11 protein-coding genes are annotated in these 13,459 nt (G+C 59.5%); 5 read left to right on the forward strand and 6 right to left on the reverse strand.

Annotated elements, in window-relative coordinates; all coding sequences use genetic code 11:
- Window positions 1–19: 19 nt before the first annotated feature.
- The 5 genes from parE (at window position 20) to AWU82_RS25950 (ending at window position 6,594) form a co-directional block, all read left to right on the forward strand.
- A complete protein-coding gene (gene parE, locus AWU82_RS25930) occupies window positions 20–1,927 on the forward strand; it encodes a DNA topoisomerase IV subunit B (protein ID WP_064382910.1) in 1,908 nt (635 codons plus the stop codon).
- Entirely contained in the window at window positions 1,927–2,916 is a 990-nt protein-coding gene (locus AWU82_RS25935) for an esterase-like activity of phytase family protein (protein ID WP_064382911.1), read from the forward strand. Before parE ends, AWU82_RS25935 begins: the two co-directional genes overlap by 1 nt.
- 35 nt (window positions 2,917–2,951) lie before the next feature.
- On the forward strand, window positions 2,952–3,434 hold the full coding sequence (locus tag AWU82_RS25940; RefSeq protein WP_064384148.1) for a retropepsin-like aspartic protease family protein: 483 nt from the start codon (window positions 2,952–2,954) through the stop codon (window positions 3,432–3,434).
- Between the two features lie 7 nt (window positions 3,435–3,441).
- Complete coding sequence (parC, locus tag AWU82_RS25945; RefSeq protein ID WP_064382912.1) at window positions 3,442–5,706, forward strand: DNA topoisomerase IV subunit A; 2,265 nt, start codon at window positions 3,442–3,444, stop codon at window positions 5,704–5,706.
- Window positions 5,707–5,883: 177 nt separating this feature from the next.
- Complete coding sequence (locus AWU82_RS25950) at window positions 5,884–6,594, forward strand: PqiC family protein (protein ID WP_064382913.1); 711 nt, start codon at window positions 5,884–5,886, stop codon at window positions 6,592–6,594.
- A gap of 700 nt (window positions 6,595–7,294) precedes the next feature.
- Here the strand turns inward: AWU82_RS25950 and msrQ are convergent.
- The 6 genes from msrQ to AWU82_RS25980 all read right to left on the reverse strand — a co-directional run bounded on the left by msrQ (window position 7,295) and on the right by AWU82_RS25980 (window position 13,282).
- On the reverse strand, window positions 7,295–7,918 hold the full coding sequence (msrQ, locus tag AWU82_RS25955; protein WP_064382050.1) for a protein-methionine-sulfoxide reductase heme-binding subunit MsrQ: 624 nt from the start codon (window positions 7,916–7,918) through the stop codon (window positions 7,295–7,297).
- A complete protein-coding gene (msrP, locus tag AWU82_RS25960; protein ID WP_064382051.1) occupies window positions 7,918–8,931 on the reverse strand; it encodes a protein-methionine-sulfoxide reductase catalytic subunit MsrP in 1,014 nt (337 codons plus the stop codon). The genes msrQ and msrP overlap by 1 nt, the downstream gene beginning before the upstream one ends.
- Before the next feature lie 62 nt (window positions 8,932–8,993).
- Window positions 8,994–9,851, reverse strand: a complete 858-nt coding sequence (gene pssA / locus AWU82_RS25965) for a CDP-diacylglycerol--serine O-phosphatidyltransferase (protein WP_064382052.1) — start codon at window positions 9,849–9,851, stop codon at window positions 8,994–8,996.
- Window positions 9,852–9,998: 147 nt separating this feature from the next.
- A complete protein-coding gene (ilvC, locus tag AWU82_RS25970) occupies window positions 9,999–11,015 on the reverse strand; it encodes a ketol-acid reductoisomerase (protein WP_007959661.1) in 1,017 nt (338 codons plus the stop codon).
- A gap of 48 nt (window positions 11,016–11,063) precedes the next feature.
- Window positions 11,064–11,555 (reverse strand): acetolactate synthase small subunit, encoded by a 492-nt coding sequence (gene ilvN, locus AWU82_RS25975; RefSeq protein ID WP_003205610.1) that lies wholly within the window; start codon window positions 11,553–11,555, stop codon window positions 11,064–11,066.
- 2 nt (window positions 11,556–11,557) lie between these two features.
- On the reverse strand, window positions 11,558–13,282 hold the full coding sequence (locus AWU82_RS25980) for an acetolactate synthase 3 large subunit (RefSeq protein ID WP_011335952.1): 1,725 nt from the start codon (window positions 13,280–13,282) through the stop codon (window positions 11,558–11,560).
- Window positions 13,283–13,459: the final 177 nt, after the last annotated feature.

Genomic DNA, 13,459 nt, shown 5'->3' on the forward strand with positions numbered 1-13,459 from the left:
TCACTGACGACGAGACCCTATGGCCACTCCCAGCGCTAGCTCCTATAACGCCGACGCCATCGAAGTCCTCTCGGGCCTCGACCCGGTGCGCAAACGCCCCGGCATGTACACCGACACCAGTCGGCCGAACCACCTTGCCCAGGAAGTCATCGACAACAGCGTCGACGAAGCCCTGGCGGGCCACGCCAAATCGATCCAGGTCATTCTCCACGCCGACCACTCGCTGGAAGTCTGCGACGACGGCCGTGGCATGCCGGTCGACATCCACCCGGAGGAGGGCGTGTCGGGTGTCGAGCTGATCCTCACCAAGCTCCATGCGGGCGGCAAGTTTTCCAACAAGAACTACCAGTTCTCCGGCGGTCTGCACGGGGTGGGTATTTCCGTGGTCAACGCCTTGTCGACCCAGGTGCGGGTGCGGGTCAAGCGTGACGGCAACGAATACGAAATGACCTTCGCCGACGGCTTCAAGGCCACCGATCTGCAAGTGATCGGCACCGTCGGCAAGCGCAATACCGGGACCAGCGTGTACTTCGCGCCGGACCCGAAATACTTCGATTCGCCGAAATTCTCCATCAGCCGCCTCAAGCATGTGCTCAAGGCCAAGGCCGTCTTGTGCCCGGGGCTACTGATCAGCTTCGAAGACAAAGGCACTGGCGAGAAGGTCGAGTGGCATTACGAAGACGGCCTGCGCTCTTACCTGGTGGATGCGGTCAGCGAATTCGAGCGCCTGCCGGACGCGCCGTTCTGCGGCAACCTGGCGGGCACCAAGGAAGCGGTCGAGTGGGCCCTGCTGTGGCTGCCGGAAGGCGGCACTTCGGTCACTGAAAGCTACGTCAACCTGATCCCGACGGAGCAGGGCGGTACCCACGTCAACGGTCTGCGTCAGGGCCTGCTCGATGCGATGCGCGAATTCTGCGAATTCCGCAGCTTGCTGCCGCGCGGCGTGAAGCTGGCGCCGGAAGACGTCTGGGAGCGCATTGCTTTCGTCCTGTCGATGAAGATGCAGGAACCGCAATTCTCCGGCCAGACCAAAGAGCGCCTGTCGTCCCGTGAAGCGGCGGCTTTCGTTTCCGGTGTGGTCAAGGACGCGTTCAGCCTGTGGCTCAACGCCAACCCGGAAACCGGTCTGGCCCTGGCAGAGCTGGCGATCAGCAACGCTGGCCGTCGCCTGAAGGCCAGCAAGAAAGTCGAACGCAAGCGCATCACCCAAGGGCCGGCATTGCCGGGCAAACTGGCCGATTGCGCCGGGCAGGATCCGATGCGTTCCGAACTGTTCCTGGTGGAAGGTGATTCCGCCGGCGGCTCGGCCAAGCAGGCACGGGACAAGGAATACCAGGCGATCCTGCCGTTGCGCGGCAAGATCCTCAACACCTGGGAAGTCGACGGCAGCGAAGTCCTGGCCAGCCAGGAAGTGCACAACATCGCGGTGGCGATCGGTGTCGATCCGGGCGCCGAGGACATGAGTCAGCTGCGTTACGGCAAGATTTGCATCCTCGCCGACGCCGACTCCGACGGCCTGCACATCGCGACCCTGCTCTGTGCCTTGTTCGTCCAGCATTTCCGCCCGCTGGTGGATGCCGGTCACGTCTATGTCGCGATGCCGCCGTTGTACCGCATCGACCTGGGCAAAGAGATCTACTACGCCCTCGACGAAGCCGAGCGCGACGGGATCCTCGACCGTCTGGTCGCCGAGAAGAAACGCGGCAAGCCGCAGGTCACCCGATTCAAAGGCCTGGGTGAAATGAACCCGCCGCAACTGCGCGAAACCACCATGGACCCGAACACCCGGCGCCTGGTGCAGTTGACCCTTGGGGACGACTTCGCCGAGACCTCGGAAATGATGGACATGCTGCTGGCGAAGAAACGCGCCGGTGACCGCAAGACCTGGCTCGAATCCAAGGGCAACCTTGCCGAGGTTCTGGCCTGATGCGGTTTGGCTGGGCCTTGGCGGGTGCGTTGCTGCTGGGTTCGATGACGGTGTCGGCAGAGCCTGCGCAAGAACTGCGCGTGCTTGCCGAACACCCGGTCGAAGGCATGCGCGGCGGCAACCTGTCGGGGCTGGCCTTGTGCGGCAATGACCTGTGGACCGTTTCGGATCGCGACGATGACCAGATTTATCGTCTCGATACTCGCGATCCCGTCTGGCAGGCGACTGCCGTGCGCATCGACCCGCCGCCAGTACCCGACAGCGGTTTGCCGTGGGGCATCAAGTCGCGGACCTGGGCGGCGTCGTTTGTTCGCGGCGGTGATCTGGATTTCGAAGGGATCACCTGCGACAGCGCCGGCAATCGCTACATTGTCAGCGAAGGCCATGCCGCCGTACTGCAAGTGCCGCCGCAGGGGCCGTCGTCATGGCTGAAAATCTCGCCGATGATGGTGCGCGAAGCGCGGGCCAGTGGCCTGCTACTGCAATTCAATGCGATCTTCGAAGGCCTGGCGATCAATCCGGCGGGCGATCAGATGTGGCTGGCTGCCGAGCGACAAAGCCGCGGTCTGTTGCTGATCAAACGCCAGCAGACGGTGTGGGATTGTGACGGTCGCTGTGTGCTGCTCAGTGAAGGCGGGATGGAAATGCAACCACCGCAGTTTCCCAAAGCCCGACCGGTCAATCGGGATTTTTCCGACGTGTCATTGTTCGACGGCAAACTGTTTACCCTTGAACGCAACGCCTACCAGATCTGTCGTCGCGATGCGCAGACGGCCAAGGTCGAGCTCTGCTGGTCGTATGCGGCCGAGCTGTTGCAGGCCAATCGGCGGTATTCGCAGAATTTCGGGCTGGAAGAGGCGCTGGTCGTCGATGCTCAGGGCGCCTGGATAGGGGTCGACAACAATTTCGGCCCGCGCGCCGATGGCGAGGTTCGCCCGATCATCTGGCGTTTCGCTGCGCCTGAGGGTGGTTGGAGCGCCAAGCCGTGAGCCAGCCGCCGGGCAAGCGCGCCGGTCGGGTGCTGATGATTCTGGCGTGGTGCGCGGCGCTGTTTCTGGCCACGCGGTTTTTCGGCCAGTGGGAAGAGCGCCAGCGCAATCCCAATGTGGAAGTGGCTTCGCAGCAGGGCAACGGCTTTATCGAAGTGAAACTGATCGGTAACGCCCAGGGACATTTTGTCGCCAGCGGCCTGATCAACGGACGGCCGGTGGAGTTCATGCTCGACACCGGCGCGACCGACGTGGCAATCCCGGCCGAGGTGGCGAAAGACCTCCGGCTGGAAGAAGGTTTCGGTGTGACCCTGAGCACGGCCAATGGCCTGAGCCAGGGCTATCGCACCCGTATCGACCGCCTGCAGTTGGGCGACATCGTGTTGCGGGACGTCCGCGCACTGGTGGCGCCGGGGCTGCATGGCGATCAGGTGCTGCTCGGCATGAGCGCCCTGAACAAACTTGAATTTACCCAGCGCGGTGGCACCATGCTGCTGCGCCAGACAACGAACCGATGAGGCCCGCATGAGCGACTCCCTTGATCTCAGCCTGGACGGTGTAGAACGCCGCTCGCTGGCTGACTTCACCGAAAATGCCTACCTCAACTACTCCATGTACGTGATCATGGACCGTGCCCTGCCGCATATCGGCGACGGTCTGAAACCGGTACAGCGGCGTATCGTCTACGCCATGAGCGAGCTGGGGCTGGATGCCGATTCCAAGCACAAGAAGTCGGCGCGTACCGTCGGCGACGTGCTCGGCAAGTTCCACCCGCACGGCGACTCGGCGTGTTACGAAGCGATGGTGCTGATGGCCCAGCCGTTCAGCTATCGCTACACGCTGGTGGACGGCCAGGGTAACTGGGGTGCGCCGGACGATCCGAAGTCCTTCGCCGCCATGCGTTACACCGAAGCGCGGCTGTCGCGTTATTCCGAAGTGCTGCTCAGCGAACTGGGCCAGGGCACCGCAGACTGGGGCCCGAACTTCGACGGCACCCTGCAGGAACCTCTGGTGTTGCCGGCACGTTTGCCGAACATCCTGCTCAACGGCACCACCGGCATCGCCGTGGGTATGGCCACCGACGTACCGCCGCACAACCTGCGCGAAGTCGCCACCGCGTGCGTGCGCCTGCTCGATGAGCCGAAAGCTACGGTCGAACAGCTCTGCGAGCACATTCAGGGCCCGGACTATCCGACCGAAGCGGAAATCATCACCCCACGCGCCGACCTGCTGAAAATGTACGAAACCGGCAAGGGCTCGGTGCGCATGCGCGCCGTGTACCACGTCGAGGACGGTGACATCATCGTCACCGCGCTGCCGCATCAGGTCTCCGGGGCCAAGGTGCTGGAACAGATTGCTGCGCTGATGCAGGCCAAACCGTCGAAAGCGCCGCAGATCGCCGATCTTCGCGACGAATCCGACCACGAAAACCCATGCCGCATCGTGATCATCCCGGTCAACAGCCGTGTCGATCACGAAGCACTGATGCAGCACCTGTTCGCCAGCACCGAGCTGGAGTCGACCTACCGGGTCAACGTCAACATCATCGGTCTGGACGGCAAGCCGCAGCTGAAAAACCTCCGTGCGTTGCTGGTGGAGTGGCTGGAGTTCCGCGTGCTGACCGTGCGTCGCCGCCTGCAATTTCGCCTCGACAAGGTCGAGCGCCGGCTGCACCTGTTGGACGGTTTGCTGATCGCCTACCTCAACCTGGATGAAGTGATCCACATCATCCGTACCGAGGAACACCCGAAAGCCAAGCTGATCGAGCGTTTCGCCCTCAGCGAAATCCAGGCCGACTACATCCTCGACACCCGTCTGCGTCAGTTGGCGCGACTGGAAGAGATGAAGCTGCGCGACGAGCAGGACGAACTGCTCAAGGAACAGGCCAAGCTGCAAGCCCTGCTGAGCAGCGAAGCCAAGTTGAAGAAACTTGTGCGCAGCGAACTGTTGAAAGATGCCGAAACTTACGGCGATGACCGTCGGTCGCCAATCGTTGAACGTGCCGAAGCCAAGGCGCTGACCGAGCACGATCTGCTGCCGAACGAGAAAGTCACCGTCGTGCTGTCGGAAAAAGGCTGGATCCGTTCGGCCAAGGGCCACGATATCGACGCCACCGGCCTGTCGTACAAGGCCGGGGACGGCTTCAAGACTTCGGCGGCGGGGCGTTCGAACCAGTCGGCCGTGGTCATCGACTCCACGGGCCGCAGTTACTCGCTGGCCACTCACACCCTGCCATCGGCACGGGGTCAGGGCGAGCCGTTGACCGGCCGTCTGACGCCACCGCCGGGCGCAACGTTCGAGTGTGTGCTGATGCCTGAGGAGGATTCGCTGTACGTCATCGCCTCCGACGCCGGCTACGGTTTCGTGGTGAAAGGCGAAGACCTGCAGGCCAAGAACAAGGCCGGCAAGGCGCTGTTGAGCCTGCCGAACAACGCCAAGGTGATCGCGCCGCGTCCGGTGGCCGATCGCGAACACAACTGGCTGGCCTCGGTGACGACCGAGGGTCGCCTGCTGATCTTCAAGATCAGCGATCTGCCACAATTAGGGAAGGGCAAAGGCAACAAGATCATCGGTATTTCCGGTGAGCGTGTGGCCAGTCGCGAAGAATATGTCACGGACATCGCCGTTCTACCGGAAGGCGCCACCTTGGTGCTGCAGGCCGGAAAACGCACCTTGTCGCTGAAAGCCGACGACCTCGAACACTACAAAGGTGAACGTGGTCGCCGTGGTAACAAACTGCCACGTGGCTTCCAGCGGGTGGATGCGCTGCTCGTCGAAAACCTCAATTAGGCGTCCCAGACGCTCCGATCTACGATTTAACCCGTAGATCGGCGCTTTGGCGCTGGAGTCGGAACGCATATTCACGGATGATATGGCCTTTCCAAGCGCCGGCGTGGCCGAGCGTTCTTCATATTTATTGAGTATTTTCACTGTGGTCAGCCTTGTGGCGGCCACCTGGACGGGATGATGACTTCTCTGCGCCCCCTTATTTTCCTGCTCGCCGGCGTTCTTGGCCTGGCGGGTTGCAGCGTTCACCAGCCGGTGTCGCTGTATCAGCTGGACAGCGGAAGTCCGGCCCAGCCTGCGCAAAGCGCGGGCATGGCAGTTTTGCTGGGCCCTGTGATCGTAGCCGATTACCTGCAACGGGAAACCCTGTTGCAGCGTCAACCGGACGGCAGCCTGCAAGCTTCGACCGATGGTCGCTGGGCCGGAAGCCTTTCGTCGGACATCGATCAGTTGCTGTTGCGTCAGGTTGCCGGTCATCTGGACAGTCAGCGCGTCGTGCTGGCGCCGGCCACCGTGGGCTTCACTCCGGACGTGCAGGTGCTATTGACCATTACGCGTCTGGATTCCGGTGCCAAGCAACCGGCGATTCTGGACGCGCAGTGGCGCCTGATCGACCGTCGTGGTCAGGTGCGGGACAACCGCATCGTGCATCTGCAGGAACAGCATGCCGGCACCACCGCCGCGCAGGTGCAGGCACAGGGCGTACTGTTGCAGCGCCTGGCGGAGCAGCTGTCGGTAGCGCTCAAGCCGTTGGCCAATCAGCCACCGGTGGCCGAGGCGCCGCGCAAACCGGCACCGAAGCCGGCAGCACCGGCGGCGGAAGCCGAGAAGCAGCCGAAAATACCGATGGCTTCGCCGATTCGTACGGATATGGAAGTGTTTCGCTTCTAGGACTGGATCGAGTCAGAACAGAGCCCGCCCTGTGCGGGCTTTGTTGTGTCTGGACGTTGGTGGATCCATGCTTTGGTGCCCGGCTGGAAAAAGCCCCTCACCCTAACCCTCCCGAAACGTCGGACCGCCCGTAGGGAGAGGGGACTGACCGAGATGTCTGGCGTCATACATCGACCTGAAAGATCTTGGCGATTATGGATTCAAAGCTGGGCGTTCAAGTCGCTGCAGCTCTTCAATATTCCCGGATCGGTTCCCTCTCCCTACGGGCGGTCCGACGTTTCGGGAGGGCTAGGGTGAGGGGGCTCTTCAGGGTCAGGCGCAATCACGAAAACCCCATGTCTAGTCCTGAAATAGGCTTACACCTGTTTCACCCTAACGCCCGATGCACCGCATCGGGCGTTTTGTATTTTAAGGACAGGTGCGGGCGCTCCTGGTTGTAGATCAATCGTATAACTTCGTATAATGTATGCTATACGAAGTTATTACGCTCAAGGCCAAGGCCGTCTTGTGCCCGGGGCTACTGAAGATCGAACCGTTGAAAGCACCGAAAAAACCAGCATTCCCAACTCCTTCCAGGCCTCGATGAACTGAAGCGACCCGCTTCGAAACCTACTTAACTCATTGAATCTCAAGGAGTTTTCCGTTTCGACTGCGCCGGAAGTGGGGCGAATTATAGAGACTCAGAATCTGCCGTCAACCCTTAATTTCGCTTTTCCTGAAAAACCTGCTTTTTACCCATCAAACGCGGGATCCGGCGAGTCAAAGCGGGAATACGCAGCGCCAAAAGGAAACCACCTATAAAGGCATAGATTGCCCACTCCTTAAGATCAGCACGCACAATCCACAACATATGCAGCAATCCCAACCCGAGAATCACATACACCAACCGGTGCAACTTCTTCCAACGGGTGCCCAAACGACGCTGACTGTAACGGTTGGAGGTTACCGCCAATGCCAACAACCCCAGAAAACCCAGAGCACCCACGATGATGTAGGGACGCTTGCGCAACTCGACACCCAGTTGCGACCAGTCAAAACCGAGGATGAACGCCATATAGCTGCAAAGATGCAGAACCACATAGGCGAAACACCAGAGCCCCAACTGCCGACGCACAGCAATCCACCCGGCCCATCCGGTAAGTTTCTGCAGCGGCGTCATACTCAAGGTGATCAACAGCAACACCAATGTCCCAAGTCCCAGCCGATCAACCAGGACTTTCCCGGGATCAGGCCCAAGCAGATCCGCAAAGGCCTGATAGAACCACAACAGCGGCCAGATCGCCGCAGCGAGGAAGACGCTCACGCGCCAGATCGGATATCGCATCAGTAGTTCTTCCGCAAATCGAGCCCTGTATATAAAGAGGCGACCTCGTCCGCATAACCGTTGAACATCTGCGTATCACGCACATTCGGCTTGAACAGACTGTTAGGCAGTCGCCGCTCCCGCGCCTGAGTCCAACGAGGATGGTCGACCGTAGGGTTCACATTCGCATAGAACCCATACTCATCCGCCGCAATGCTTTGCCAGGTTGTCTTCGGTTGCTCGCTGACCAGACTGATCCGCACGATGGATTTGACGCTCTTGAAGCCATACTTCCACGGCACAACCAGACGCAACGGCGCACCGTTCTGGTTTGGCAATTCACGGCCATACATACCCACCGCCAGAATCGACAAGGGATTCATCGCCTCATCCAGACGCAAGCCTTCTACATAGGGCCAATCGATCAAGGCAAATCCCGAACGCTGTCCGGGCATGCTCTTCGGATCCTGCAAGGTTTCGAAGCGAATGTATTTGGCATTGGAAGTGGGCTCTACCTGCTTCAACAACGCCGAAATGGGGAAACCGATCCAGGGAATCACCATCGACCACGCCTCGACACAACGAAGGCGATAGATACGCTCCTCCAACTGGTACGGTTTCATGAAGTCTTCCAGGGCATAACGCCCCGGTTTACCCACCTCCCCGTCCACGACAACACTCCACGGTTCGGTTTTCAACGAACCGGCATTGGCCGCCGGGTCACCCTTGTCGGTACCGAACTCATAGAAGTTGTTGTAATGGGTGGCGTCTTTGAAAGGTGTGATCGCCTCATCCTTGACGCTCACCGCGCCCCATTTGACAGAGGGCAACTTCTCGGCAAACCAGGCGGGCGCCTTTCCGGCCTCGACATCGGCATAGCGGGCAGCCTCTTCGGCACTGGCCCAGCGCGGCAGACTGCTCATGGCCAAACCGGCCGCAGTCGCTCCGAGCAATTGTCGGCGAGAGAGATAAATGGATTCAGGCGTGACGTCCGACTCATGGCAATCGGACGCTTTGGGGACTTTGATCAGCATGGCAACTCCGCAGCTTTGGAGGACAGATGCACCATAGACTGCGGAGTATGAGGGAAATTACATCACTCGGCGTGCTTGTGACGACGAAGATGCAACAGATACTGCACCGGGCCCGTAGCGGCATAGGCGAGGAACACCAGCAGCAGAATGCGAGGCGGATCGCTGAACACCACGGCAAAGACCAGCACCACTGCAAGGATCGCCACGAAAGGCACGCGACCCTTCAAGTCCAGCTCCTTGAAGCTGTTGTACTTGATGTTGCTGACCATCAGCATGCCGGCGGCCGCCACCATCAGCGCGACCAGGAAAGACATCTTGGAACCCTGGATCCCGTAATCGCTGAACGCCCAGACAATCCCCGCAACCACACCGGCAGCAGCCGGGCTGGCCAGACCAATGAAATAACGCTTGTCAGCAGTGCCCACCTGAGTATTGAAGCGCGCCAGACGCAATGCCGCACCCGCCACATAAATGAAGGCAACCATCCAGCCGACCTTGCCCATGTCACCCAGCGCCCAGCCGAATGCCAGCAAAGCCGGGGCAACACCGAAGGCAACCATGTCCGACAGCGAGTCGTATTCGGCGCCGAAGGCACTCTGGGTATTGGTCATGCGCGCTACACGACCATCGAGACCATCAAGCACCATGGCAACAAAAATCGCGATGGCAGCAAAGGCGAAATACTTGCTCGCATTTGCGGCATCCCCGGCGCTCAACGCAGCCTGGGCACTCATCGAGTTGATGATGGAATAGAACCCTGCGAACAGGTTCGCAGTGGTGAACAGATTCGGCAGAAGATAGATACCACGATGCCGGACTTTACGGCCTTCTGCGTCATGCCCTTCTTCGATGTGCTCATCGATGGGCAGCAGGCTTTCGGCGTCGGAAGCCTGGTTCGGCTCTTCGGGACGTTCGCTCATGGACAGTACCTTGCAACGGATTGGACATTTTCGACAGGTGTCTGGGACGACGGTTCGGCCACAAACGATGCAGCTTTATACCAGAACCGCCGGCCCATACGAAAAAACGCGGCCGAGGCCGCGTTTTTTCATACAAGGTTCGACGACTTAGTTTTTGGCTTTGTCGACGATCTTGTTGGCACCGATCCACGGCATCATGGAGCGCAGTTGCTCGCCGATGATTTCGATACCGTGAGCGGCGTTGTTACGACGCTTGGCGGTCATCGAAGGGTAGCCGGTTGCGCCTTCGCTGATGAACATTTTGGCGTATTCGCCGTCCTGAATACGTTTCAGGGCGTTGCGCATGGCCTGACGGGATTCGGCGTTGATCACTTCCGGACCCGTCACGTACTCGCCGTATTCAGCGTTGTTGGAGATCGAGTAGTTCATGTTGGCGATACCGCCTTCGTACATGAGGTCAACGATCAGTTTCAGTTCGTGCAGGCATTCAAAGTAGGCCATTTCCGGCGCGTAGCCAGCTTCAACCAGGGTTTCGAAACCGGCTTTCACCAGCTCGACGGTACCGCCGCACAGAACGGCTTGTTCGCCGAACAGGTCGGTTTCAGTCTCGTCCTTGAAGGTAGTTTCGATGATGCCGGTACGACCACCACCAACGCCGGCAGCGTAGGACAGTGCAACGTTCTTGGCGTTGCCCGAGGCGTCCTGGTAGATCGCGATCAGGTCAGGGATACCGCCGCCTTTCACGAACTCGGAACGTACGGTGTGGCCCGGGGCTTTCGGCGCGATCATGATCACGTCGAGGTCGGCACGCGGAACAACCTGGTTGTAGTGGATCGCGAAGCCGTGGGAGAAGGCCAGGGTGGCGCCTTTCTTGATGTTCGGCTCGATTTCGTTCTTGTACAGCTGGGACTGGAACTCGTCCGGGGTCAGGATCATGACCAGGTCGGCACCGGCAACAGCGGCAGCCACGTCGGTCACTTTCAGGCCGTGGGCTTCAGCCTTGGCAACGGTAGCCGAACCTTTACGCAGACCGACGGTAACGTCGACACCGGAATCTTTCAGGTTGCATGCCTGGGCGTGGCCTTGGGAACCGTAACCGATGATGGCAACTTTCTTGCCCTGGATGATCGACAGGTCGCAGTCTTTATCGTAGAAAACTTTCATGAATTTCCCCTTTATATCCAGGCCGTTCAGGCCATTCGCTAATTTGGTTTAGATGCTGAGTACTTTGTCGCCGCGGGCAATACCGGTGACGCCACTGCGGACGGTCTCCAGAATCGATGCGGTGCCGATGGACTGAATGAAGCTGTCGAGCTTGTCGCTGGTACCGGTCAGTTGAACGGTATACACGCTGGCGCTGACGTCGACGATCTGTCCACGGTAAATATCGGTGGTGCGTTTGATCTCGGCGCGCTGGGCGCCAGTGGCCTTGACCTTGACCAGCATCAGTTCGCGCTCGATGTGAGCGCTTTCCGACAGGTCCACCAGCTTGACCACTTCGATCAGCTTGTTCAGGTTTTTGGTGATCTGCTCGATGATTTCATCGTGACCGACGGTGGTCAGCGTCAGACGCGACAGGGTCGGGTCTTCGGTTGGCGCCACGGTCAGGCTTTCGATGTTGTAGTTGCGCTGCGAGAACAGGCCGACTACGCGAGACAAAGCACCGGGTTCGTTTTCCAGAAGCAAGGAAATAATGTGCCGCATGATTAGGTACGCTCCGTCTTGCTCAGCCACATATCGCGCATGGAGCCGTCTTTGATCTGCATCGGATAGACGTGCTCGCTGGTGTCGACCGAAATGTCGATCACCACCAGGCGATCTTTCATGGCGAACGCCTCTTCCATCTTCGATTTCAAATCTTTCGATTCGGTGATGCGCACGCCGACGTGGCCATAGGCTTCAGCCAGCTTGACGAAGTCAGGCAAGGATTCCATGTAGGAGTGCGAGTGACGGCTGCCGTAACTCATGTCCTGCCACTGACGAACCATGCCCAGAACACCGTTGTTCAGGATGACGATCTTGACCGGCAGTCCATACTGCAGGCAGGTCGACAGCTCCTGGATGTTCATCTGGATGCTGCCTTCACCGGTGACGCACGCAACATCGGTGTCAGGGAAGCTCAAAGCGATACCCATCGCGGCCGGCAGACCGAAGCCCATCGTGCCCAGGCCACCGGAGTTGATCCAGCGGTTAGGCTTGTTGAACTTGTAGTACTGCGCAGCAAACATCTGGTGCTGGCCCACGTCCGAGGTCACAAAGGCATCGCCCTTGGTCACTTCGCACAGGGTCTCGATCACGGTCTGTGGCTTGATCTTGCTGCCGTCGCCCTTGTCGTAAGGGAACAGGCCACGATCACCGCGCCATTCATCAACCTGCTTCCACCAGCTGGCAACGGCTTCCTTGTTCGGGGTTTCGCCGATTTCCTTGAGGATCGCGACCATTTCGGTCAGGACGCTCTCCACCGGACCAACGATTGGCACGTCGGCCTTGATGGTCTTGGAAATCGAAGCCGGGTCGATGTCGATATGGATGATCTTGGCGTTCGGGCAAAACTTCGGCGCGCCGTTGATCACGCGATCGTCAAAACGCGCACCGACCGCCAGGATCACGTCGGCATGGTGCATCGCCAGGTTGGCGGTATAGCTGCCGTGCATGCCGAGCATGCCGATGAACTGACGATCAGTGCCAGGATAGGCCCCCAGGCCCATCAAGGTATTGGTAACCGGCAGGTTGAGCATTTTTGCCAGTTCGGTCAGCGGCGCGGAGCCGTTGCCGAGGATCACGCCACCGCCGGAGTACAGCACGGGACGCTTGGCCGCCAGGAGCATTTCTGCCGCCTTGCGGATTTGCCCGGAATGACCGCGAACGGCCGGGCTGTAGGAACGCAGTTTGGCTTTCTTCGGGAAGATGTATTCGAACTTTTCGGCCGGGTTGGTCATGTCTTTCGGGATATCGACCACGACCGGGCCCGGACGACCGGATTGCGCCAGGTAGAAGGCTTTCTTCATGACTTCCGGGATTTCCGAAGCGTGCTTGATCATGAAGCTGTGCTTCACGATCGGCCGGGAGATACCGATCATGTCGGTTTCCTGGAACGCGTCGGTGCCGACCATGGTGCTTGGCACCTGACCGGAAATGATCACCATTGGAATCGAGTCCATATAGGCAGTGGCGATACCGGTGATGGCGTTTGTGGCGCCTGGACCGGACGTCACCAATACCACGCCGGCTTTACCGGTGGCACGGGCGTAGCCGTCAGCCATATGGGTAGCCGCTTGTTCGTGACGAACCAGGATGTGGGTCACTTCCGGTTCTTTGAACAGGGCATCGTAAACATGAAGGAGAGCACCACCCGGGTACCCGTAGATATATTTGACGCCTTCGTCACGCAAAAAGCGGACGAGCATCTCACCGCCAGATAAAAGCTCCACGTTGTTCACCTCTAAAACGCCAGAATACCGTCCACAAAAAAGCGAACGGGTCTTAATAGGTTTACTTCTCGGCAGAGCATGAGCGACGGTGGTCGCCGACTACGTCAGCACTGACTGAGCAAGTATTGGGATCGTCCCAAGTGTTGCGGGCCTTTCCCACCCAGCGCGAGGTAACGC

The organism is Pseudomonas glycinae, from assembly GCF_001594225.2.
Classification (GTDB): Bacteria; Pseudomonadota; Gammaproteobacteria; order Pseudomonadales; family Pseudomonadaceae; genus Aquipseudomonas; species Aquipseudomonas glycinae.

Coding starts and splice junctions, on each gene's coding strand:
- ilvC (WP_007959661.1), bottom strand. CDS start 11,015: ATGAAAGTTTTCTACGATAAAGACTGCGACCTGTCGATCATCCAGGGC.
- msrQ (WP_064382050.1), bottom strand. CDS start 7,918: ATGCGATATCCGATCTGGCGCGTGAGCGTCTTCCTCGCTGCGGCGATC.
- parE (WP_064382910.1), top strand. CDS start 20: ATGGCCACTCCCAGCGCTAGCTCCTATAACGCCGACGCCATCGAAGTC.
- msrP (WP_064382051.1), bottom strand. CDS start 8,931: ATGCTGATCAAAGTCCCCAAAGCGTCCGATTGCCATGAGTCGGACGTC.
- ilvN (WP_003205610.1), bottom strand. CDS start 11,555: ATGCGGCACATTATTTCCTTGCTTCTGGAAAACGAACCCGGTGCTTTG.
- AWU82_RS25940 (WP_064384148.1), top strand. CDS start 2,952: ATGATTCTGGCGTGGTGCGCGGCGCTGTTTCTGGCCACGCGGTTTTTC.
- parC (WP_064382912.1), top strand. CDS start 3,442: ATGAGCGACTCCCTTGATCTCAGCCTGGACGGTGTAGAACGCCGCTCG.
- AWU82_RS25950 (WP_064382913.1), top strand. CDS start 5,884: ATGACTTCTCTGCGCCCCCTTATTTTCCTGCTCGCCGGCGTTCTTGGC.
- AWU82_RS25935 (WP_064382911.1), top strand. CDS start 1,927: ATGCGGTTTGGCTGGGCCTTGGCGGGTGCGTTGCTGCTGGGTTCGATG.
- pssA (WP_064382052.1), bottom strand. CDS start 9,851: ATGAGCGAACGTCCCGAAGAGCCGAACCAGGCTTCCGACGCCGAAAGC.